This window comes from Butyrivibrio sp. MB2005, from assembly GCF_000424285.1.
Classification (GTDB): Bacteria; Bacillota; Clostridia; order Lachnospirales; family Lachnospiraceae; genus Butyrivibrio.
The window spans coordinates 167,920-189,994 of the sequence record NZ_AUJP01000012.1; the positions used below are offsets into that span (position 1 = coordinate 167,920).

Below are 22,075 nucleotides of genomic sequence, written 5' to 3' on the forward strand. Positions count from 1 at the left end.
GAAGCAAAAAATATGAAGAAGTTGAACGCGTTAATGCAGGGAATTTTCGCATTTACACTGGCGATCCTATTATTCGGAACTTCCACTGGCATAACGGCAGAGGCTAGAACATTAAACGCCTTGAATAAGAACGATGTGGGTATCGGTAATATTTTGAACCCCACCGATGTTACAGAAATCTCAGAAGAGGATGTTGCAAAAGCACAGGATGTTGCATCCGCAATTAACAGTCAGCCCGAAGAAGCTGATGAAGAGGAAGAAGACGAAGAGGAGGACGACTCCAGACTCGTTATGGCAAACGTATCACAGGTAATGAACATCAGAGTATCACCTGAAGATGATGCAGAGAAGCTCGGAGTTCTTTACAAGGACTGTGGTGGTAAGATTATAGAACAGAAGGACGGTTGGACCAAGCTTGAATCAGGAGATCTGGTTGGCTGGGCCAAGGACGATTATCTCATCTTTGGAGAAGAGGCAGAAGAGCTTGCACAGGATGTTGGTGTACAGCTCGTATCCAGTAAAGAAGATGCTCTCAGAATCCGTAAGGAAGCTGACGAGGATGCAGAGGTTCTGGGTGTTATTACAAATCATGGATTTGTAGAGATGATAGAGGATCTTGGAAACGGTTGGATCAGCGTAGATTATAACGATGAAACAGGTTATGTTCAGGCTGAATATGTAGAGACCGATTTCAGAATCGATGAAGGCGAGACCATGGCTGCGATCAAGGCCCGCGAGGAAGCAGAAGCTAAGCGTAAGGCTGAAGAAGCAGCTAAGAAGGCTAAGCTCACAAAGAATACCGGTGCTGTTGCAGCAGGCGCTGATGAGGCAAGACTTCTTGCAGCACTTATTTACTGCGAAGCAGGTAACCAGCCCTATGAAGGAAAGGTTGCTGTAGGTGCGGTAGTTATGAACCGTGTTAAGAGTGGTGCTTATGCAAACACCATCTCAGGTGTAATTTATGCATCAGGTCAGTTTACTCCTGCACTTAATGGTTCAGTTGACAGAGTATATGCAGGTAACGTTCCGGATAGTTGTATCCAGGCAGCCAATGCAGCTCTTGCGGGTGAGACCAATGTAGGCGGATGCACACACTTCAGACGTGCCGGCGGACATGACGGAATTGTTATCGGAGCTCATGTATTCTGGTAAGTTTGAAAATAACAAAATAAATTGATACAATATAGCCTGACCGTGGCAGATATGCTGCGATCGGGCTTAATCTATTTTGTGACATAATGTTTTTTGGCTTGTATACCGAGGGAGGTACATAATGGCAATCAATTTACAGGGAAGAGATTTTTTGAAACTGCTGGATTTTACACCGGAAGAGATTGAGTACATGCTGGATCTTGCAGCTGAACTTAAGGAGAAAAAACAAAAGGGGATTCTTCATGATGAGCTCAGAGGCAGAAATGTTGCTCTGATATTTGAGAAAACAAGTACTCGTACCCGCTGTGCATTTGAAGTTGCCGCACATGACCTTGGTATGGGAACCACATATCTTGACCCTACGGGCTCACAGATTGGTAAGAAGGAGAGCATCGCAGACACAGCCCGCGTGCTTTCAAGCATGTACGACGGAATAGAATACAGAGGCTTTGGACAGGAGATAGTTGACGAGCTTGCGAAGTATTCCAAGGTTCCTGTATGGAACGGACTTACCAATGAGTTCCATCCCACACAGATGCTTGCAGATCTCCTTACAATCAGGGAGCATTTTGGACATCTTAAGGGTATAAAAATGGTATACATGGGTGATGCCAGATATAACACAGGTAATTCACTTATGGTTGCCTGCGCTAAGATGGGAATGCACTTTGTTTCATGTGCTCCAAGGAAATACTGGCAGAGCAAAGAGCTTATCGATACCTGTAAGGATATAGCAAAAGAGACGGGTGCTGTCATTGAGAATACTGAGGATGTTATGGCTGCTACAAAAGGCGCAGATGTAATAGCAACCGATGTATGGGTGTCAATGGGCGAGCCTGCAGATATCTGGAAAGAGAGAATAACTGATCTTAAGCCCTATGCCGTAACCTCAGAGGTTATGGAAAATGCCGGCGAAAAGGCAGTATTTATGCATTGTCTTCCTGCATTCCATGATCTTGGTACAGGAATCGGAAGAGAGATAAAGGAACAATTCGGACTTGATGAGATGGAGGTTACAAACGAAGTCTTTGAGTCCGAGCAGTCAATAGTTTTTCAAGAGGCAGAAAATCGTATGCATACCATAAAGGCAGTAATGTATGCAACGGTCGTTAGAAAATGATGGATAAAAGAACAATAGAAGCTGCGCTTACAACGGATTATGTGGGAAGAGACCTGGAGTTTTATCCTGTGATCGATTCCACCAACAATGTAGCCAAGGCAGCAGGTGATGAAGGAAGAGCCTCCGGTTTTCTTGCTGTAGCAGACAGGCAGGATGCTGGCAGAGGCAGCAGAGGCAGGAGCTGGATAAGTCCTGCAGGTCACAATATTTTCATGAGCCTTATGGTGAGACCAAAGATTCCTATGGATAAGGTATCAGGTCTTACGCTTGTTATGGCGCTGTCTGTATCTGAGGCTATAGATGAAGCCATGAAGGCTGCAGGTGTAAGTGATGATGTAAGAACAGGCATCAAATGGCCAAACGACATCGTATTAAACAAAAGGAAGATCTGCGGTATACTTACAGAGCTTCACATGATGCCGGGTAGCGAAGAGTACTTCGTAGTGATAGGCTGCGGCATAAACGTTAATCAGCCGGCTGACCTTTTTGCGGAAGAAATCCGTGATATGGCAGGCTCCGTTTTTTCAGAGACAGGAAAAGAGCTGGACAGATCAAAGCTTATAGCTTTTTGTATGAAGTGCTTCGAAGAGAATTATGCAAAGTACGAGGAGAGGTGTGACCTGTCACTCCTTAAGGATGACTACGAGAGGAGACTGCTTAATATAAACAGCAAAGTCAAAATCCTTGATCCTAAGGGAGAATATGAAGCGGTTGCTCTTGGAATAAACAAAGAGGGTGCTCTTTTAATAAAGAATGAGAAGGGCGAAAGCGAAGAGATAATCGCAGGAGAAGTAAGCGTGAGAGGCCTTTACGGATATGTATAGGAGCTCTTGCAGATAGATTTTTATTAAGAGAAAAATAGCAGATGGGAGATAGCTATGTTACTGGCAGTTGATGTTGGAAATACTAATATTGCATTTGGTGTTTTAAAGGGACAAAAGATAGTTGCTTCTTTTCGTATGATGTCGCAGACGGCGCATACATCTGATGAGTATGGCAATAACCTTATAGCGATGCTTCGAAATAACGGCATAGACAGAGCAGAGATTCAGGGAATAATCGTATCTAGCGTAGTTCCGAATGTGATGCACGCCCTCGTTAATGCCATGGTGAAGTACCTTGGAAAGCAGCCTTATATCGTGGGGCCCGGCATCAAAACAGGTATCAAGATCGTGACAAAGAACCCCGGAGAGGTTGGACCTGACCTTGTTGTTGGTGCTGTTGCTGCTTATGAGATGTACGGCGGACCTGTGATAGTTATAGATTTTGGAACAGCTACCACTTATGTTTATATCGATGAAAAGGCTGAGTTTTCAGTGGGCGTAGTAAGTCCCGGAATCAGGATTTCAGCGAAGGCTCTTTGGCAGGATACAGCGAAGCTCCCTGAGATAGAGATCAAAAAGCCTGACAGTATCCTTGCTCAGGAGACCATAAGCTCCATGCAGGCAGGACTTGTGTATGGTCAGATCGGCCAGACCAAATACATAATCAGCGAAATGAAAAGAGAGCTTGGAAGAGACGATATAAAGGTTGTTGCAACAGGTGGACTTGGAAGACTGATTTCAGAAGAGGTGGAAGAGATAGATGTTTACGAACCCAATCTTTTGATCCACGGACTTCGAATTATTTATGAAAAGAATAAGCGCAACAAGCCGCACAATGAAAAATTCACAGAGGCAGAAGAGTAATGAGTAACAAAGATTTTGAAGAAAAAGAAACAAGAGAAGTTTACAGTGATTCTGAGAGCGTAGGCGATGAGAATAAACCTCATTCAGAGACACTTGATGGTAAAAGGCCCGAGGGCAGAAGACTTATCATAAATAAAGAGACCGGCAAGATCACCAATGCAGAAACAGGCGAAGAGGTATCAGATATCCAGGTGGTGACTGAAGACGGCTCTCTTGGCAGCGTATCAGCAGGAGGAAGGATCATCCTCTGCGGAGCAAATGCGTATGAGATGAAGTATTATTTTAACCCACTTTTTAAGAAGATTCCCGAGAGCATTCAGAAGGAGCTGCACATTATATCTGTGCTTTTTACTCAGGAAGCAGGTGGTGTTTTCACAATCGAGTTTGAGGATGACGGAACCATTACAATGGAGACCACAAGAGATGAAGATGATATCACCTATGATGAGATAAGCGCAGGACTTCTTATTGGTGAAGTCAGAAGACAGAGACAGGATCTCTTTGAGGCACTTCAGATGTACTACAGAGCCATGATCCTTCATGAGGATGTCAGCGCTATCTTAAGTGAGGATGATGAGTAATGCAAAGACACTTTAATGCTTTTCGGGATAAAAGTGTAAAATATAATGATTATCTTCATCCGCTTTTGATAGGTGATGTGGAACTGAAAAACAATATAATCTTAGGTCCCATGGCAGGGGTATCGGACCTTCCTTTCAGGCTTTTGTGCAACGAGATGGGCGCAGGACTTGTCTGCATGGAAATGGTAAGCGGCAAAGCCATAACCTACAATAATAAAAACACAGGTATGATGATGGAGATTCATCCATCAGAGCGTCCCGTATCGCTGCAGCTTTTTGGAAGTGAGCCCGAGATAATGGCGGAGGCCACAAGGATAATCTCAAACAGGCCCTACGACATCCTTGATGTAAACATGGGATGCCCGGTGCCCAAGGTTGTATCCAACGGCGAAGGCTCTGCACTTATGAAAAATCCCGAGCTTATAGAGAAAATTGTGGCGGCAATGGTAAACGAAACAGACAGACCTGTGACCGTTAAAATAAGAAAAGGTTTTACGGAATCAAGCGTCAACGCAGTTGAATGTGCATTGGCAGCAGAGGAAGGCGGCGCATCCGCAGTGGCTGTCCATGGAAGGACCAGAGAGCAGTATTACAGCGGGAAGGCTGACTGGAACATAATCCGCAGAGTAAAGGAAGCTGTAAGAATTCCTGTTATAGGTAACGGCGATGTTGCAGACGGTCCAAGCGCTAAAGCAATGATAGAAGAGACCGGGTGCGATGGCGTTATGATAGCAAGAGCTGCTGAAGGTAATCCCTGGATTTTCAGAGAGGTTATTTCTTATCTTGAGACAGGGGAGGCAGTGACAAGACCTTCTCTTAAGGAAATGTATGAAATTGTTATCAGGCATGCGGATCTGCAGCTTAAGTATAAGGGCGAGTACATAGGAATTCGTGAAATGAGAAAGCATGTAGCCTGGTATACCACAGGGCTTCCGGGTTCAGCAAAGTTCCGCGCAGCAATCAATCAGATGGACGACATGGATTCTCTCAAGAAAGCCTGTGCGGAGATATTTAAAATAGAATCATGAAAATAACTATTGGATCGCACTGCTTAATGTGGTGCGATTCTCATAATTTTAAATAATTTTGACTTTTTATGCATATACATATATAATACTTTGGACTATAAACTCGTATATCACGGACGCAGATGGCGATCCGATTTTAAGAAGGGAAGTTATAAAAATGGAAGAGAAGAAAAACATTCTTACTTACGAAGGTCTTAAAGCTTATGAAGACGAGCTTCATGAACTCAAGGTAGTAAGACGTTCAGAAGTAGCAGAGAAAATCAAAGAAGCTCGTGAGCAGGGTGACCTTTCCGAGAATGCTGAGTACGATGCAGCTAAAGATGAGCAGCGCGACATCGAGGCTCGTATCGAGGAGCTTGAGAAGATCCTTAAGAACGCAGAAGTTGTTATCGATGAAGATGTTGATATCAACAAGGTTAGCGTAGGTTGTAAGGTTAAGCTTCTTGATATGGAAGTTAACGAAGAGATCGAATACAGCATCGTTGGTTCATCAGAGGCTAACAGCCTTAAGGGCAAGATCAGTAATGAGTCACCTGTTGGTAAGGCTCTTATCGGAGCAAAGGTTGGCGACATCGTTGATGCAGAGACACTTATGGGAGTTTTCCAGTACAAGGTATTAGAAATTGTTCGTAAGTAATCTGAGATGGTATTAGTGTATTGGGGACGATGTAATTTGTCCCCAATACTTTTGTAACTATAGTTTTTTTGTTTAGAAGAAGGAAAAAGAAGTGGCAGAGAATCAGCAGAATAATCAAAAGAACCAGAAGACAGAAGATATTAACCAGCTTAAGAAAGTACGTCGTGAGAAGCTTGCTGACCTTCAGGCAGCAGGTAACGATCCTTTCCAGATCGTAAAATATGATCAGACACATCACGCACAGGAGATCAGAGATAACTTCGATAAACTTGAAGTTGTACCCGAGACAGACGCAGAGGGTAAGCAGATCACTCCTGAGCTTTCAGAGATTCCTGAGGAGAAAATCGTTTCTCTTGCAGGTCGTATGATGAGCAAGCGTGTTATGGGTAAGGCATCTTTTGCAAACCTTCAGGATAAGTCAGGCCGTATGCAGCTCTACGTTTCAAGAAACGATCTTGGCGACGATTCCTACGCTGCATTTAAGAAGATGGATATCGGCGATATCATCGGCGTTAAGGGCTTTGCTTTCAGAACTAAGACAGGTGAGATTTCTGTTCATGTTAAGGAGCTGACTCTTTTATCCAAGTCACTTCAGCCCCTTCCGGAGAAATTCCACGGACTTACAGATACAGAGATTCGTTTCAGACAGCGTTATGTTGACCTCATCATGAATGAAGAGGTTAAGGAAACTTTCATCAAGAGATCACAGATCATCCAGGAGATCCGTAACTTCCTTGCTGCAAGAGACTTCATGGAAGTTGAGACACCTATGCTGGTTGAGAATGCCGGCGGTGCAGCTGCAAGACCTTTCCTCACACACTACAATGCACTTGATGAGGAGAGAAAACTTCGTATCTCACTTGAGCTCTACCTTAAGAGGCTTATCGTAGGCGGACTTGAGAGAGTATTCGAGATCGGACGTGTATTCAGAAACGAAGGTACTGATACAAGACACAATCCTGAGTTCACACTTATGGAGCTGTATCAGGCATATACAGATTATGAAGGAATGATGGAGCTCACAGAGAGCATGTTCCGTTACCTCGCTGAGAAGGTTTGCGGCACAACTCAGGTTCCTTACGGTGATCACATCATCGACCTTGGTAAGCCCTTCGAGCGTCTTACCATGAACGAAGCCATCAAGAAGTACGCAGGCGTTGACTTCGATACAGTTAAGACAGATGAGGAAGCAAAGGCTATTGCTAAAGAGCATCACGTTGAATTTGAGGATCGTCACACCAAGGGTGATATCATCAATCTCTTCTTTGAGGAGTTCTGCGAGGAGAAGCTGATCCAGCCTACATTTATCATGGATCATCCTATCGCTATTTCACCTCTTACCAAGAAAAAGCCCTCAGATCCTGAGAAGGTTGAACGTTTCGAGCTCTTCATCAACACATGGGAGATGTGCAATGCATACTCAGAGCTTAACGATCCCATCGACCAGCGTGAGCGTTTCGCAGCACAGGATGCCAATGCGGCAGCAGGCGACGACGAAGCAGAGCACACAGATGAAGACTTCTTAAACGCCCTTGAGATCGGCATGCCCCCCACCGGCGGCATCGGCTACGGTATCGACAGACTTTGCATGCTGTTAACGAATAGCGCTAATATAAGGGAAGTTTTGCTCTTCCCGACGCTAAAATCAAGCAAATGACACACAGCTTCGCGTATTTACCACGTTTCTCCGTGGAGAACCCGCTGAATCCAAAAATGCATTGGATTTACAACGATTCCATTGGACATCATAGTATGTCAGTGGATGAGTACGTACAGATTGCCAGCATGAAACAGGGCTTCCATGGATGAATATGTAGACATAAAAAAGTCCGAAAAATGGTCCAAAAACGACTTAAACGGGATAAAGATTTTGAGAAAAGTCTTTATCCCGGGGCAAATGTCTCGAGGAATAAGCGGTTCATATCTTTTTGAATCCAAAGAAGCTTAATTCTAATCCACATTTCTCTCTATCAAAAAGAAGAAATGTGGTTTTTTTATTTCTAAAAATCTCAATTCTTTTTTCTTAAATCACATCCTGTAACACCAAAAAACGGAGGTTACAGATGAATCGTTCAAAATCCCCACCGCCAGTTGATCTGGAAAAGTATCTGGAAGGTAAGAAACATCGCTACTGCACCTACGCCCAGGGAGCGAGGCTCTATGCGATGGCTTACTGGTCATTTGTGAATATCTGCAAGGAGGCCAAGGCAAATATAAAACTACGAAAGACTGCCCTTGTAGATCTGGATGTTCTTGATGAATACATCGAGAAAAACTGCATATTGGATTTGAAAAGAGAGGACGAAGATATGGCAAGAAGAAAACTGGTTGATAACATCGAAGAATTGGTTAAGGAAGGCAAGAAAAAGTATGTGAGGTACGCAGAAGGTGCAGAGCTCTACTCAATGGGGCTTCATACATTTGAGCAACTGGCAAAAGACGCTAAGGCTACCCGAAAGGTAAAGGGTGTGGTTCTGTGTAACACGGAAAAAATTGATGCTTTCATCGAGTCATTTGAGGAATAAGGAGGAAACTATATGTCTAAGGTCATAGCAGTAGCAAATCAAAAAGGGGGTGTAGGGAAGACCGTTTCTGCCGTAAATCTGGGCATCGGGCTTGCAAGAGAAGGCTACAGGGTACTGAATATCGACGCGGATCCCCAGGGATCAATGACAATCAGTCTAGGCTGTGATGAGCCGGACAGACTGGACTATTCCCTGGCTACAGCTCTTGTAAATATCATCAATGACGAGCCTGTGGATGTTTCACAGGGCCTCATCCACCATCCGGAAGGAGTTGACCTGATGCCGGGTAATATAGAACTTTCCAGCCTGGAGATCAGCATGACCGGTGTTATAAGCAGGGAGACGATCCTCAGAGAATATGTGGACAAGGCCAGAGAGCTTTACGACTACATTATTATCGACTGCATGCCATCTCTTGGCATGATGACCATAAATGCTCTTGCCTGCGCAGATTCTGTTATTATTCCATGCCAGGCTGCGTATCTTCCGGTGAAGGGGCTGCAGCAGCTTATTAAGACTATAGGAAGAGTAAAGCGTCAGCTCAATCCTAAGCTTGAGATTGAGGGAATCCTCATCACTATGGTGGATAACAGAACCAATTATGCAAAAGATATTGCTGCTCAGATTTATGATGTCTATTCATCAAGCATCAATGTTTTTGAGACAGAGATCCCTTTATCTGTGAGAGCTGCCGAGATAAGCGCTTCAGGAAGCAGCCTGTACCAATATGATCCAAAAGGAAAGGCAGCATTTGCTTACACGAGTTTCATAAAGGAGGTTATGAACAATGGCACAAAGAGTTGGTCAGAAAGTAAAGCTATCTAGTATAGATGAGCTCCTCGGTGTTCCAAGCACCGAGGGGACTGTAGATCTCGATGTAATGACTATATATCCCTTTGAGAATCATCCTTTCAGGGTTGTTGATGATGAAAAGATGGATGAGCTGGTGGAAAGCATCAAGGAAAGCGGAGTTCTTACTCCGGTTCTTGTAAGACCGGATGATGAAGGCACTTATGAGATGATTTCCGGCCACAGAAGGCTCCATGCAGCTAAAAGAGCGGGGCTTAGGAAGATTCCGGCAATCATCAAGGAAATGACCAATGATGATGCCACGATTGCCATGGTTAATGCGAACATGCAGAGGGAAGAGATTCTTCCTAGCGAAAGAGCATTTGCTTTTAAGATGAAAATGGATGCAATTAAGCACCAAGGGAAAGAGTTAACAGGAACTTTGTTTCTTGAAGAAACAAAGTCAAACTCAGGGGACATTGTTGGTAAGGCAAGTGGACTAAACAGAACGCAAGTGTTTAGATACATCAGACTTACAGAACTGATTCCCAAGTTGTTGAAAATGGTTGATGAAGGAAAACTTGCCGTTTTTGTAGGAGTTGAGATTTCCTATTTTAATCATACTTATCAGCAATGGCTATACGAATACATTACCGAAAACGGCATGATAAAGCAGGAGCAGTTAATTGAGCTCAGACCTTACCGTGAAGATGATTCTCTCACACAAGAGCAGATGATAGATATTCTGATCAAGAACAGGTCCACTCCTCATGTAAGAAAGAAGATCACTTTCAACGAGCGCAAACTCAACCAGTACTTTCCTGCCTACTACTCTCAGACACAGATTGAGAAGATTCTTCTGGAATTCTGTGAGGAGTGGAAGAGAACCCACGAAAGCGAGGACAACTGACTATGATGGACTATTTCTATAATACCCAGGCTGAGCAGTTTGCTTCTGTAGAGATTCCGAAAGAACTTCTGACGGGGAAGAGCTTTTCTTCCCTGTCGGCTTCGGCCAAGATGCTGTACGCAGTTCTTTTAGATCGGATGCGTGAAGCAAAAAGGCATAACTGGTATGACGAAGAAAACCGTGTTTATATCATTTATCCGCTCAGAAAGCTGGAGGAAGATATTTCTTTTTCCAGGCACACTATTATCGACAGCATGAACGAGCTTGAAGAGTTTGGCCTTATATATAAGCTTCAGGTCAAGGGCAAACCAAGCAAAATCTACGTAAAAAATTTCAATAAGAGGCGCGTGTTTCAGTTGATAGGGTAGTGCAGAAATTGCACCACCTAAATCCACTAAGCATCGCACAAAGTCACTGAAGGGAGGAAAAAGGATTGAGCGAAAGAATCGTATTTGACTATTTCAAGGGTCAAGAATCCGAGATGCTGTCCTTTTACAGAATACCAAAGCTGTTGTTCACAAATGCCTATTTTAAGGAGCTTGACGTGTCTGCCAAGGTTCTTTACGGCCTTATGCTGGATAGGATGTCTTTATCCCTCAAGAATAAGTGGTTTGATGAACAGCAGAGGGCTTTTATCTACTTTGCACAGCAGGAAGCCTCAGAAATGCTGGGATTTGGGGACGATAAGATCCGTGTTCTCTTCAATAAACTTGAGGAATTCGGGCTTATTGAGCGCAAGAAGCAGGGCCAGGGTAAGCCAACAATCATTTACCTCAAGAAGTTCATTTCTGAAGGTATGGCGGAAGTTCAGACTCCGGAAAAAACGGGTTCTGAATCTGAAACTCATATTTCAGACCCCGGAAAAATCGGGGTCAAGACCACGGAAATATCGGAGTCAAGACCCCGTGAAATTCGGGTTCTAGACCACGGAAATTCCGACCCTAATTATAATAATACAAGTAATACTAATTTAATTACTATTACTAATCATATCTCTTCGATGAAGGCAGATCTGAATGATGAGTACAATACCTATGCTGAGATCATCAGGGAAAATCTGGCTGTTGATACCATGCTTGAGCGTTTCCCTCAGGACGCCGAGATCATCGAGGGCATATATGACCTTGTGCTGGAAACAGTCCTTTGCCAGAAGCCGAGCATATGGATCTCGAAGAACGAGTATCCTACAAACCTTGTTAAGTCCAAGTTTCTGAAGCTCAATAACATGCATCTTGAGTATGTTATGGGCTGCATGAAAGAGAATACGACAAAGGTTCGTAACATCAAAAACTATTTGCTGGCAGCGCTGTTTAATGCACCGTCCACGATGAGCAGCTACTTTCAATCCGAGCTTAGCCATGACATGGCAAGCGGCGTCGTATAGAGCCAAGTTGACATATCTGCGTAACACTCATATACTCAAAGTGTAATGATGGATGCGTAACACTCATGGGAGGATATGATATGCCAAGGATCAATCTGTCAATCAATGAAGATCTGTACAAGCAGCTTCAGAAGGCTGCAGATAAGCAGAAGGTAACTGTTAACAGCCTCATCCTGGAAGCGCTTGAGGAGAAATACAGCACAAGGGTGAGGTATGATTACACCACTGCGCTTAAGCTCATGATCTCGGAGTCACGGAAGATGGATCCGGAGTTTACACTCTCTGATCTTCCGACTTTCAAGGACGTTGACCAGGTTCTCATTGAGAACCATATCAATGAGTCACCTGCATCAGTGCGGGCCAGACTTGGCAAGATGTATAACGAAGCAGTCAAGAAAGGCGTTGTAAAGGGCGTTGAAAGAGCTGTTGTCATGAAGAACGGTGTAGAACAATTGAAGTTCCTATGCCGTGCTGCAGTGTACAGCAATAAACTAAGTAAGGCGGCTTCCAAGAAGTAGCCTGTTTCTAAATCATAGGGGGTTAAGATGGTAGGAATATTACTTGATATTGTATTGACACTTGTAATTGCCATTGTTGCCGTTGTATTCTTTGGAGTATTCAGGGCAATGCCTTTTTTCACAGGGCTTATAGCCTCGTTTGTGTTACAGTTCCAGTATCCGGCACTGAAAGACATAATACCCGGCGAGACAAGAGCAAGCACAATTGCATTGATAGCCATAGTTGAACTCATTATTCTTGTGCTGACAGTAAATGAACAGACCGGAGGACCAATGGTAAAGTTCTCCTGTGCTATGTTTGTTGGACTGATAATGGCACTTGTGCATAACAGCTATGAATGCGCAACCTGGCAGAAAGCTCTTTTTGTCACTATTATTTATCTGATCATCATGGGTATAATCGTAGCATCAAACCTGGATTCGTTCGGGATTGAATGTGATGGAGATAGAAATCTTCTGGCAAGTATAATTGTTTCAATCATGTATGCAGTGTCATTGGGATTCACATTACTTGTGATTCTCAGCACAATCTGGGGCAAGTATGTTAAATTGCACTTCTCTGAAGGCTTCTATACATCTTACGATAAGGTGGGAATGGTAATTGTGATAGTGGCAATGGTTGTTACTGTTATTGGAAATTTGGTAAGAGACCGCTTAGAGTTGGCGTGATAATAGAGAAGGTCATATTGAGGCAGAAATGCTTCAAGAAGAATAAGAGAGGACATATCATGAATGATTTAAAGGAGTGAATAGCTGTGAAACGAAAAACAACAGACGAGACCCTTGCGGAGTCTTTCTTGGAAAGAGTGTCAGTAAATGTGCTATTTTTAAGTAAGGAGGAATCGCGATCATCACATTGATTGCATGTTTTTTATAGAATATGTATAGAGTCAAGAGAATAATACCATACGCTTGTACAGTTCTGTTAGTAGCGCTGATGACACTATTTGCAGAAACTTTAAATGAGAAGGAGATTATATTTCCTGAGATAACAGCATTAGCAGTTGGATATATGGTGGCAAAAAATAGAAGCTGGAAGGTTAATGGAAAGCGTATGCTTTCACTGATAACAGGCTGTGCGATAATAGGAGTGTGCATTGTAAGATTTGTTCCGTTTGATACGTATATCGAAGTGATTTTGGCATTCACAATCGCTCAGGTAATCTTTATGTTTTCAGGAACCACGTTTGCACCATTTGTCTCAGCAATAGTGCTCCCGGTGATGATGCATACTACAAGTATAGTGTATCCTATAGCTGCATTTGTACTGACATTACTTGTAATATTGTTTCATAAACTTTTTCTATTTCAGGGAATCCGAGCAGATGAGGAATATGTTCCTGTGATGCTGAATTCCAGGGACGATATGGTAGATACTTCCATTAGAATCCTTTGTGTGACAGTAATAGCCGGTGTTGCATTCAGAACGGGTTATAGATTTGTTGTGGCACCTCCGTTACTTGTGGCATTTACTGAGTTTTCCAGGCCAAGGAACAAAACAAGAAATATGCCAGTCAAAACGGTGGCAGTGATAACTGTGTGTGCCATAATTGGTGTGATTTCAAGATATTTCTTTGCTATTTGGATAGGGCTTCCTATTACGATTTCAGCAATTGTTGCTACAAGTGGTATGCTTATCGTTATTCATTTTACTAAGATGTATATGCCACCGGTTGGCGCTATTACCATGCTGAGCATGATAATATCTGAAAGCGTACTAATCACATATCCGATTCAGATTTTTGTAGGAAGTAGCTTGATTCTTTTTCTGTCCCGGATGATTTTCATGAGACGGCAGGATAACAAGCTTTATGAAAAAGAACATGAACTTCATGCAGAATGAGTTATAGGTTGTATTTCCTCACATATTGCACGGATCTCTTCACTGAAAACAGTATCTTTGGGCCAGATGAAGGTAAAATCATGTTTTACCCTAAAGTCGTCAAGGGGGATTGTTTTCAGATATCCGGACTGCAGTCCTGATGCAACCGCTGCTTTATATAAAAAGGTGATGCCACAATCTTTTTCAATAAGGCTTATTATGGCATGCATGTTCTCCACCTGGGTAAAATTCCTAAAATCACTTGTGGAGTAATTGTTCAGGGCAAGAGCTCTTTCCAATATATTGCGCGTTCCTGAACCGGGTTCTCTTATAAGAATTCGCTCGGGAAAGAGATCTTTTATCACGCGTGGCTTCTGATTGAAAGAGTGCTTTGCCGAACAGACAGGAACGAACTCTTCTTTGCTAAAAAGCAGCGTTTCATAATCATTTTCAGGGAAATATCCTTCTACAAGTGCAAAATCTATAACACCGTCGGAGAGTTTTTTAAGAAGCTCCGATGTGTTGCCAAATGTAATCTTAAGATTAGTATCCGGGTGATTTTTTATGTAATCACTGATCGGATCAGCAATTATGTATTCTCCTATGGTCATGGTGACACCAAAAGAGATGTCTTTTAAGCCATGGTTATTCTTTGAAAGTATTTCTTTGAGACTTTCATCATCATTTTTTATCTGATTCATTTTTTTATACAGGAGTTTTCCGTTATCAGTTAGAAAAAGTTTTTTTCCATCCTGAGTAAACAGCTTTGTCCCGTATTCATTTTCAAGATGATGTATGTGCTGAGAAACAGCGGGCTGAGTAATATTCAGCTCCTTAGACGCCTTGGTGAAATTGAGGTGCCTGCAAACACATAGAAAGGTATCTATCCTGAAATCCAGCATAATCAGTCCTCCCTAACGATAAGAAATGTTTATGGATATATAATAATATATAATTTTATCTTTTTCAAAAGACAGAATAGAATAAGACCTGCGAAAGAACAGATTAAAAAGAGAGAGAGGTCTTGAGATGGATTTTTTGAAAAAGAATTACATGGGAGTAATAGTATGCTTCACTATTGCAGTTCCTTCATGGCTCCTGGGAAAGCGCTTCCCTGTCGTTGGCGGAGCGGTGATTGCAATCATTCTGGGCATGATAATAGCCCTGTTCTGGAATGACAAGGGGAAGGCGGCTGATGGAATAAAGTTTACATCAAAGATAATTCTGCAGGAGGCTGTTGTCCTCCTTGGATTTGGTATGAATCTTTCGGTCGTTCTTCAGACCGGGAAACAGTCACTTCCTATAATTATCTGCACGATTTCAACATCGCTTATCCTATCATGGATTCTTCATAAGGTTATGAATATCAAAGGAAACACAGCTACTCTTATCGGAGTTGGCTCATCAATATGCGGCGGCTCAGCAATAGCAGCTACGGCTCCTGTCATTGATGCGGATGATGATGAAGTGGCACAGGCAATTTCTGTGATATTTTTCTTTAACGTGTTGGCAGCACTTCTTTTTCCTTCGCTGGGAAAGCTTATAGGTTTTGATATCACAACAGGAGAGGCTTTCGGTATTTTTGCGGGAACTGCAGTTAATGATACTTCTTCCGTCACCGCAGCTGCATCAACCTGGGATAGTATGTGGAACCTGGGGAATCAGACTCTTGATAAGGCAGTTACGGTCAAGCTTACAAGAACACTGGCTATCATACCTATTACACTGGTACTTGCGTATCTGAGGGCAAGGGAAGCAAAAAAGGATGGAAGTTCGACAAATGGCTTTAGCTTTAGAAGAGCATTTCCGATGTTCATAGTCTTCTTTGTGATTGCTTCAATTATCACAACTATTTGCTTGAGAGCAGGTGTCCCTTCTTATGTTTTTAAGCCACTTAAGGAACTTAGCAAGTTCTTTATAATAATGGCCATGGCTGCTATTGGCTTGAACAGTAACATAATCAAACTAATTAAATCAGGTGGGAAGCCGATTTTGCTTGGCGGCTGTTGCTGGATCGGAATAACAGTTGTCAGCCTTTTGATGCAGCATGTAATGGGAATATGGTAAAAGAAAAATAGGCGTTGACAAATACTCCCCCCCTACTATATATTGCAAATGGTAGGGGGGACTATTTTGTCGTCCCGTATTTATTGTCAAATTATGAACCAAAAAGACTATGAAATTTTTGGATGGACCTAAGGAATCCACCGCAAGCGGTACCACCCTTAGGTCGAAGAATGGAGGATACTCGAATGAAACTTGAAGAAATATTAAAGATGGTTGATCACACACTGCTTGCTCAGGGAAGCACATGGGATGAGATAAAAGAGATATGCGACGATGGTATGAAGTACCATACGGCTTCCGTATGCATTCCTCCATATTATGTGAAGAAAGCCCGTGAGTATATGGGCCCTGATATGCCTATAACAACAGTAATCGGATTCCCGAATGGAAATACAACAACTGCATCCAAGGTTTTTGAGACAAAGGATGCGCTTGCAAACGGAGCAACAGAGATCGACATTGTTATAAACATAGGGGAGCTGAAAGCTAAGAATTATAAGTTTGTTCTTGATGAGATCAATGAACTCAAAGAAGCCTGTGGCGACCATACCATGAAGGTTATCATTGAGTGCTGCCTTCTTACAGAAGAGGAGAAGATCAAGATGTGTGAGATTGTTACGCAGTCAAAGGCAGACTATATCAAGACTTCAACAGGTTTCTCAACAGGCGGTGCAACCTTTGAAGATATAGAACTCTTTGCAAAACACTGTGGTCCAAATATCAAGATCAAGGCATCAGGCGGGATTGCATCAATTGAAGATGCTGAGAAATTTATTGAACTTGGAGCACACAGACTTGGCACAAGCAGGCTGGTAAAGATTGCTAAAAGTATGTGATTTAGAAAAACTATAAAACACTGGAAATGGAATAATCAGTACATATGGACAGAAATAATATTTTGACTGAGTTTAAAAAATATACGGATCAACAGAATTGATGGCGTATCTGCAAAACTGAACCTCAAAAAGAAGCAAGCTGTTGTGAAGTACGAAAAAGAGGTAGAGGATGACACCTTGATAAAGGAGATAGAAGATCTTGGCTATAAGGTTGTTTCTGTACAATAAATAGCCGGGATATGATACTATTAGTCAACATATGAATAATAGGGAGATTACTTATGGCACATAAAAAGACAGTCAGAACAGCAGCACAGAAAAAGGCTCTGACCAACCGGTTGAAACGTCTGGAAGGGCAGATACGTGGCCTGGAAAAAATGATCGAGGATGACGTATATTGCAACGACATCCTTCAACAGTCCATGTCTGCAGCCTCAGCAATAGACGGCTTTAATCAGGAACTTCTTGGATATCACCTGAAAGGATGCGTTACGGACGGCATAAAAAATGACGATGAAGAAATCGTGGACGAATTATTGAAGACGATCCGTAAACTCATGAAATAAAAGAATTACATTCATGAGTAACTATTCCGCGATAATAAAATATGTAGGAGAAATATGCAGACATCTGAGAGTTTTCGATTAAGTGCATTATTATCCTTTTCAGGAGGATTACAGGATGCGTATACATATAATATGAGGGATAAAGTCTTTGCCAATGCACAGACCGGCAATGTTGTTTTAATGAGTCAGAACCTGATGCAGGGTAATTTTATGCAGGGGTTACACTATATGTGTCCGCTTTTTTCGTTTGCTGCTGGGATTTTTATAGCAGAGAGAATTGAAAACGAGTATAAATGTGCTGAAAAAATCCACTGGAGACAGATTATCATAATAATTGAAATGATTGCGCTTAGCATTGTCGGACTTCTCCCCATGGATATGAATATGATAGCAAATATGATTGTGTCATTTTCATGTGCCATGCAGGTGCAAACATTTAGAAAAGTACATGGATATGGATATGCAAGTACCATGTGCATTGGAAATCTGAGAAGTGGAACAGAGAGCCTTTCTAAATACCTTAGAGACAAAAACAAACAATCTTTGTACAAATCATTTCACTTCTTTGGAATCATTCTGATATTTGCTATAGGAGCAGGATTTGGCGGAGTAATATCCGGAATCATTGGGATAAAAACCATATGGATTTCGGTAGTTATACTGCTTATAGTTATCAATATGATGGTAAAAGAAGTAAGGTAAAATTGGCATACAATACGCGGTTTGCGGGAGGCGATGGTTCAGCAGGTGCTATTCTCCAACTCCGCTATAGCAGATGGAACACGTTATCAGATTCAGGTTTTTCGAGATGAATGATAGAACATAAAATCCGAAGTTATGATATGTGTGCTTGACAAAAATACTCCTATATCGTAGTATAAAACTACGATATAGGAGTATTTAATTATGAAGACAAATGGTGGATTTCTTGTTACAAAAATAAAACAGCTGGGTGATCGTATATTTGAAAGGATACTGGCAGAAAAAAACATTGATGCATTTAACGGAGCTCAGGGAAGGATTCTTTATGTCTTATGGCAGGAAGATGGTGTTCCTATTAAAATTATTTCCGAGAAAAGCGGACTTGCAATTACTTCACTTACAACCATGCTTGAGCGGATGGAAAAAAACGGACTGATAAGCCGCAAAACTGATGAAGCTGATAAGAGAAAAACTCTTCTGTTCCTCACAGATAAAGCCAAAGAACTTAAAGAAGCTTATGACTCCGTATCAAATGAGATGGGGAATATTTATTATCGTGATTTTACGGATAAAGAGATTCTTCAGTTTGAAGAGTATCTTAACCGCATCAGGGTAAACCTTGAGGAATGGAGTGACAAATGAGTATCTGTATTAAAGATCAGATTCAGAACATGAATCTTGTTATAGGGTGCACTGTTGGATGTCCGTACTGCTATGCCAGAAACAATACGAGGCGTTATCACATCATAGATGATTTTGAAAAGCCACAGTTTTTTCAAGGAAAGCTTCGTATGATGGAAAAGAAAAAGCCGCAGAATTTTCTGCTGACCGGCATGAGCGATCTCTCGGGCTGGCATGAGGAATGGAGAGAGGAAGTCTTTAAAAAGATAGCAGAGAATCCTCAGCACCAGTTTCTTTTTCTTACCAAACGACCGGATCTTCTGTCTTTTGAAACAGATCTTGATAATGCATGGTTTGGCGTTACAGTTACGAGAAAGTCTGAGTTATGGCGTATTGATGCACTGCGGAGCAATGTGAAGGCAAAAAAATATCATGTTACCTTTGAGCCTTTGTTCGATGATCCGGGTAAGGTTGATCTTACAGGCATTGACTGGATTGTGGTGGGAACCATGACAGGTGCAAAGAGCAGGACTGTTAAAACAGATCCCGGGTGGGCTTATTCATTGACAGAACAGGCTCATGAACTGAACATTCCTGTATTCTGGAAAGAAGATCTTGTTCCGATTATGGGAGAAGAAATGATACAGGAAATGCCGGATGCTTTTAACAAAGTGATGGAGGAACAGAGGATATGGAACAACCAGAAATCAAAGTAAATCATATAGAAACAAAAAGTGTAATGACAAAATCGAATACTCCTATTGGAGGATATTCGGTGAATCCCTATGTGGGGTGTCCCCATGCCTGTAAATACTGCTACGCATCTTTTATGAAACGCTTTACAGGGCATACGGAGGAATGGGGAACTTTCATGGATGTGAAAGACTGGCCTGAAATAAAGAATCCAAAGAAGTATGCCGGCCAGAAAGTAATCATTGGAACAGTTACGGATGGTTATAATCCGCTAGAGGAAACATATAAAAATACAAGAAGACTTCTGGAAGAACTAAAGGACAGTGGTGCGGACATACTTATCTGCACAAAGTCAGACCTTGTACTAAGAGATCTGGATCTGCTAAAAGAGATCAATGAAAATAGCAGACTTACAGTATCATGGTCAATCAATACTCTCGATGAAGAGTTTAAAGATGATATGGATGCGGCAGTAAGCATAGAAAGAAGGCTTGCTGCAATGAAAGAGGTATATGCGGCAGGCATTCGTACAATTTGCTTCATTTCACCCGTGTTCCCGGGGATTACGGATATAGAAGCAATCATAGACAGGACAAAAGATCAGTGTGACCTTGTATGGCTTGAGAATCTGAATCTTCGCGGAGGTTTTAAGGCAGATATCATGAAATACATTTCCGATAAACATCCGGATCTGGTGCCGCTGTATGACGAAATCTATAATAAAAAGAACCGCAGCTATTTTGAAGCGCTGGAAAAGAAAGCAGAAGAGCTGGCTAAAAAGTATGATTGCAGGTTTGTTGATAATGAAACTCCGTATGAGAGAGTAGAGAAAGGACATCCAACAATCGTAGATTACTTTTACCACGAAGAAGTAAGAGGAACTGCCAATAGTGGAAAGAGAAATGTAATACATAATCCTTGATGGAAGAATAAACCGGAATTTAAAGATTCGATAGCATTACAATAAATACCATTTTGCATTTGGTAAATTATTGGATTGAAGGTAAGGACAAGTAATATGGCTTTTCGTAGGACCCTTAGTGATCTTATTCGGCTGTATGCTGATGAGATTGCTGATATGGATGTAGATATTTGCCAGTATGATAAAAGATATGATGTGTGGGGATGCTTTTAGCATTGCTTGTTAAAACTGAAATTAAACGGCCCGTTTTCTTAATAGAAAGCGGACCTTTTTATTTTAGTACAATATCAGTTCTACAGTCGATTAACTCAGGCAGGAGAATTAGCTTTTTCATCTGAGGCATATATAGCCTTCAATATTATAGGTGTCAGAATTGAGCTTAATATTATCAACAGGATTACTGCGGTAAAGTATCTGCTGTCAACGATATCAGCTTTTAAACCTCTTTGAGCTACGATAAGTGCAACTTCGCCTCTGGTCATCATACCAACACCAATCTTTAACGAGTCAGAGGTGTTGTACTTAAGGAGCTTTGCAACGATGCCACAGCCTACAACCTTTCCGAGGAGTCCAACTACAACAAATGCTGCCGAGAATGCAAGGATTGTCATGTCAACAGACCTTAGGTTTGTCTGAAGTCCTACACTTGCAAAGAATACGGGGCCGAATAACATATATGAATTTATGTCCATCTTTCTGTCTATATACTCGGAGTTGTCCAGGGAGCTGAGAATAATACCTGCGACATAGGCTCCGGTGATATCAGCTACTCCAAAGTACTTATCTGCAACATAAGACATCGCAAAGGCAAGTGCCAGTCCCATGATCGGGATTCTTCTGGTATGAGGCCATTTTGCTTCTGCTTTTGACATTATCTTAAATATGATCATTCCCACAACAACCGAAAGGGCAAAGAAGGCTACGGTCTTTAAGCAAACAGCTGCAAGATTGGCATTTGGATCTTTCAGACCAAGAACAGCTGTAAGAACCACGATTCCTATTACATCATCGATGATTGCGGCGCTCATGATCGTTGTTCCCACTTCTGTAGAAATCTTTCCAAGTTCCTTTAGAACCTGAACTGTTATGCTCACGGAAGTAGCTGTAAGAATAGTTCCTATAAAGAGTGCTTTTATGAACTCGGTTGATCCGGGAGTTGCAACGCCATAGAAAGCCATGTACAGGAGCGTTCCAAGAACCAGCGGAACTCCAACACCGGTGCATGCAAGGATTGTTGCCTTCAGGCCGGATTTTTTGAGTTTGTCGATATCTGTTTCCAGGCCGGCGCTGAACATCAGAAGGATCACACCGATTTCGGCCATGCCAGACAGGAAATCACTGGGATTAACAAGATTAAGCAGTGTTGGACCTATGAGAAGACCTGCGATGATCTCACCGGCAACCTGTGGCGCATGAAGTCTTCTGGCTATCAGTCCGAATAACTTTGCCATGACGATAATTATAAAAAGATCTCTAAGAATCTGAATTGTATCCATATTTATCCCTCCATCTTA

Annotated in this window: 26 protein-coding genes; 24 read left to right on the top strand and 2 right to left on the bottom strand. The window is 42.1% G+C overall.

Features of this window, described 5'->3' with window-relative positions; genetic code table 11:
• Nucleotides 1-12 precede the first annotated feature (12 nt).
• From G610_RS0108500 to G610_RS0108585, 16 genes are all read left to right on the top strand, one after another.
• A complete protein-coding gene (locus G610_RS0108500; RefSeq protein WP_026524455.1) occupies nt 13-1,152 on the top strand; it encodes a cell wall hydrolase in 1,140 nt (379 codons plus the stop codon).
• Nucleotides 1,153-1,279: 127 nt separating this feature from the next.
• Nucleotides 1,280-2,272, top strand: a complete 993-nt coding sequence (argF, locus tag G610_RS0108505; RefSeq protein ID WP_026524456.1) for an ornithine carbamoyltransferase — start codon at nt 1,280-1,282, stop codon at nt 2,270-2,272.
• Nucleotides 2,269-3,096 (top strand): biotin--[acetyl-CoA-carboxylase] ligase, encoded by an 828-nt coding sequence (locus tag G610_RS20275; protein ID WP_051197870.1) that lies wholly within the window; start codon nt 2,269-2,271, stop codon nt 3,094-3,096. The genes argF and G610_RS20275 overlap by 4 nt, the downstream gene beginning before the upstream one ends.
• A 54-nt stretch (nt 3,097-3,150) precedes the next feature.
• Nucleotides 3,151-3,960 carry a type III pantothenate kinase gene (locus tag G610_RS0108515; protein WP_026524457.1) on the top strand — a complete coding sequence of 270 codons (810 nt, stop codon included), beginning with the start codon at nt 3,151-3,153 and terminating at the stop codon, nt 3,958-3,960.
• Entirely contained in the window at nt 3,960-4,541 is a 582-nt protein-coding gene (locus G610_RS23475) for a DUF6145 family protein (RefSeq protein ID WP_242829627.1), read from the top strand. Before G610_RS0108515 ends, G610_RS23475 begins: the two co-directional genes overlap by 1 nt.
• On the top strand, nt 4,541-5,569 hold the full coding sequence (gene dusB / locus G610_RS0108525) for a tRNA dihydrouridine synthase DusB (RefSeq protein ID WP_026524458.1): 1,029 nt from the start codon (nt 4,541-4,543) through the stop codon (nt 5,567-5,569). The genes G610_RS23475 and dusB overlap by 1 nt, the downstream gene beginning before the upstream one ends.
• A gap of 157 nt (nt 5,570-5,726) precedes the next feature.
• A complete protein-coding gene (gene greA, locus G610_RS0108530; RefSeq protein WP_026524459.1) occupies nt 5,727-6,206 on the top strand; it encodes a transcription elongation factor GreA in 480 nt (159 codons plus the stop codon).
• A 91-nt stretch (nt 6,207-6,297) separates the two neighbouring features.
• Entirely contained in the window at nt 6,298-7,863 is a 1,566-nt protein-coding gene (gene lysS, locus G610_RS0108535; RefSeq protein WP_026524460.1) for a lysine--tRNA ligase, read from the top strand.
• Between the two features lie 406 nt (nt 7,864-8,269).
• Nucleotides 8,270-8,731: a DUF6462 family protein gene (locus tag G610_RS24005; RefSeq protein ID WP_330367047.1), complete on the top strand. Its 462-nt coding sequence runs from the start codon at nt 8,270-8,272 to the stop codon at nt 8,729-8,731.
• Nucleotides 8,732-8,743: 12 nt separating this feature from the next.
• The gene (locus G610_RS0108555; RefSeq protein WP_026496665.1) at nt 8,744-9,556 is read left to right on the top strand and encodes a ParA family protein; all 813 of its coding nucleotides are present in this window, start codon (nt 8,744-8,746) and stop codon (nt 9,554-9,556) included.
• Nucleotides 9,519-10,430 (top strand): ParB/RepB/Spo0J family partition protein, encoded by a 912-nt coding sequence (locus G610_RS0108560; RefSeq protein ID WP_026496664.1) that lies wholly within the window; start codon nt 9,519-9,521, stop codon nt 10,428-10,430. Before G610_RS0108555 ends, G610_RS0108560 begins: the two co-directional genes overlap by 38 nt.
• A 2-nt stretch (nt 10,431-10,432) precedes the next feature.
• Nucleotides 10,433-10,798, top strand: coding sequence for a replication initiator protein A (locus tag G610_RS0108565; protein WP_026496663.1), 366 nt, complete (start codon nt 10,433-10,435; stop codon nt 10,796-10,798).
• Between the two features lie 65 nt (nt 10,799-10,863).
• Entirely contained in the window at nt 10,864-11,814 is a 951-nt protein-coding gene (locus G610_RS0108570) for a DUF6017 domain-containing protein (protein ID WP_026496662.1), read from the top strand.
• An 80-nt stretch (nt 11,815-11,894) separates the two neighbouring features.
• The gene (locus G610_RS0108575) at nt 11,895-12,332 is read left to right on the top strand and encodes a hypothetical protein (RefSeq protein ID WP_026496661.1); all 438 of its coding nucleotides are present in this window, start codon (nt 11,895-11,897) and stop codon (nt 12,330-12,332) included.
• A 27-nt stretch (nt 12,333-12,359) separates the two neighbouring features.
• The gene (locus tag G610_RS0108580; protein WP_026524461.1) at nt 12,360-13,001 is read left to right on the top strand and encodes a hypothetical protein; all 642 of its coding nucleotides are present in this window, start codon (nt 12,360-12,362) and stop codon (nt 12,999-13,001) included.
• Between the two features lie 268 nt (nt 13,002-13,269).
• On the top strand, nt 13,270-14,175 hold the full coding sequence (locus tag G610_RS0108585) for a hypothetical protein (protein WP_022755918.1): 906 nt from the start codon (nt 13,270-13,272) through the stop codon (nt 14,173-14,175).
• On the opposite strand, the gene G610_RS0108590 is transcribed toward G610_RS0108585, so the two are convergent.
• Nucleotides 14,163-15,056, bottom strand: coding sequence for a LysR family transcriptional regulator (locus G610_RS0108590; protein ID WP_022762002.1), 894 nt, complete (start codon nt 15,054-15,056; stop codon nt 14,163-14,165). The genes G610_RS0108585 and G610_RS0108590 overlap by 13 nt on opposite strands.
• A 127-nt stretch (nt 15,057-15,183) precedes the next feature.
• Between G610_RS0108590 and G610_RS0108595 the strand changes: the two genes are divergently transcribed.
• From G610_RS0108595 to G610_RS0108630, 8 genes are all read left to right on the top strand, one after another.
• Nucleotides 15,184-16,221, top strand: coding sequence for a YeiH family protein (locus G610_RS0108595; RefSeq protein ID WP_022762003.1), 1,038 nt, complete (start codon nt 15,184-15,186; stop codon nt 16,219-16,221).
• Between the two features lie 185 nt (nt 16,222-16,406).
• The gene (gene deoC / locus G610_RS0108600) at nt 16,407-17,057 is read left to right on the top strand and encodes a deoxyribose-phosphate aldolase (protein WP_022762004.1); all 651 of its coding nucleotides are present in this window, start codon (nt 16,407-16,409) and stop codon (nt 17,055-17,057) included.
• A gap of 96 nt (nt 17,058-17,153) precedes the next feature.
• Nucleotides 17,154-17,285 (top strand): heavy-metal-associated domain-containing protein, encoded by a 132-nt coding sequence (locus tag G610_RS23910; protein WP_255345354.1) that lies wholly within the window; start codon nt 17,154-17,156, stop codon nt 17,283-17,285.
• A 53-nt stretch (nt 17,286-17,338) separates the two neighbouring features.
• Complete coding sequence (locus G610_RS0108610; RefSeq protein WP_022762007.1) at nt 17,339-17,623, top strand: metal-sensing transcriptional repressor; 285 nt, start codon at nt 17,339-17,341, stop codon at nt 17,621-17,623.
• A 54-nt stretch (nt 17,624-17,677) separates the two neighbouring features.
• Nucleotides 17,678-18,325, top strand: a complete 648-nt coding sequence (locus G610_RS0108615; RefSeq protein WP_035773381.1) for a YoaK family protein — start codon at nt 17,678-17,680, stop codon at nt 18,323-18,325.
• 204 nt (nt 18,326-18,529) lie between these two features.
• Nucleotides 18,530-18,967, top strand: coding sequence for a radical SAM mobile pair system MarR family transcriptional regulator (locus G610_RS0108620; protein WP_013282512.1), 438 nt, complete (start codon nt 18,530-18,532; stop codon nt 18,965-18,967).
• On the top strand, nt 18,964-19,662 hold the full coding sequence (locus G610_RS0108625; protein ID WP_026524462.1) for a radical SAM mobile pair protein A: 699 nt from the start codon (nt 18,964-18,966) through the stop codon (nt 19,660-19,662). The genes G610_RS0108620 and G610_RS0108625 overlap by 4 nt, the downstream gene beginning before the upstream one ends.
• The gene (locus G610_RS0108630) at nt 19,638-20,561 is read left to right on the top strand and encodes a radical SAM mobile pair protein B (protein ID WP_022755164.1); all 924 of its coding nucleotides are present in this window, start codon (nt 19,638-19,640) and stop codon (nt 20,559-20,561) included. Before G610_RS0108625 ends, G610_RS0108630 begins: the two co-directional genes overlap by 25 nt.
• Nucleotides 20,562-20,869: 308 nt before the next feature.
• On the opposite strand, the gene G610_RS0108640 is transcribed toward G610_RS0108630, so the two are convergent.
• Nucleotides 20,870-22,057: a cation:proton antiporter gene (locus G610_RS0108640; RefSeq protein WP_026524463.1), complete on the bottom strand. Its 1,188-nt coding sequence runs from the start codon at nt 22,055-22,057 to the stop codon at nt 20,870-20,872.
• Nucleotides 22,058-22,075: the final 18 nt, after the last annotated feature.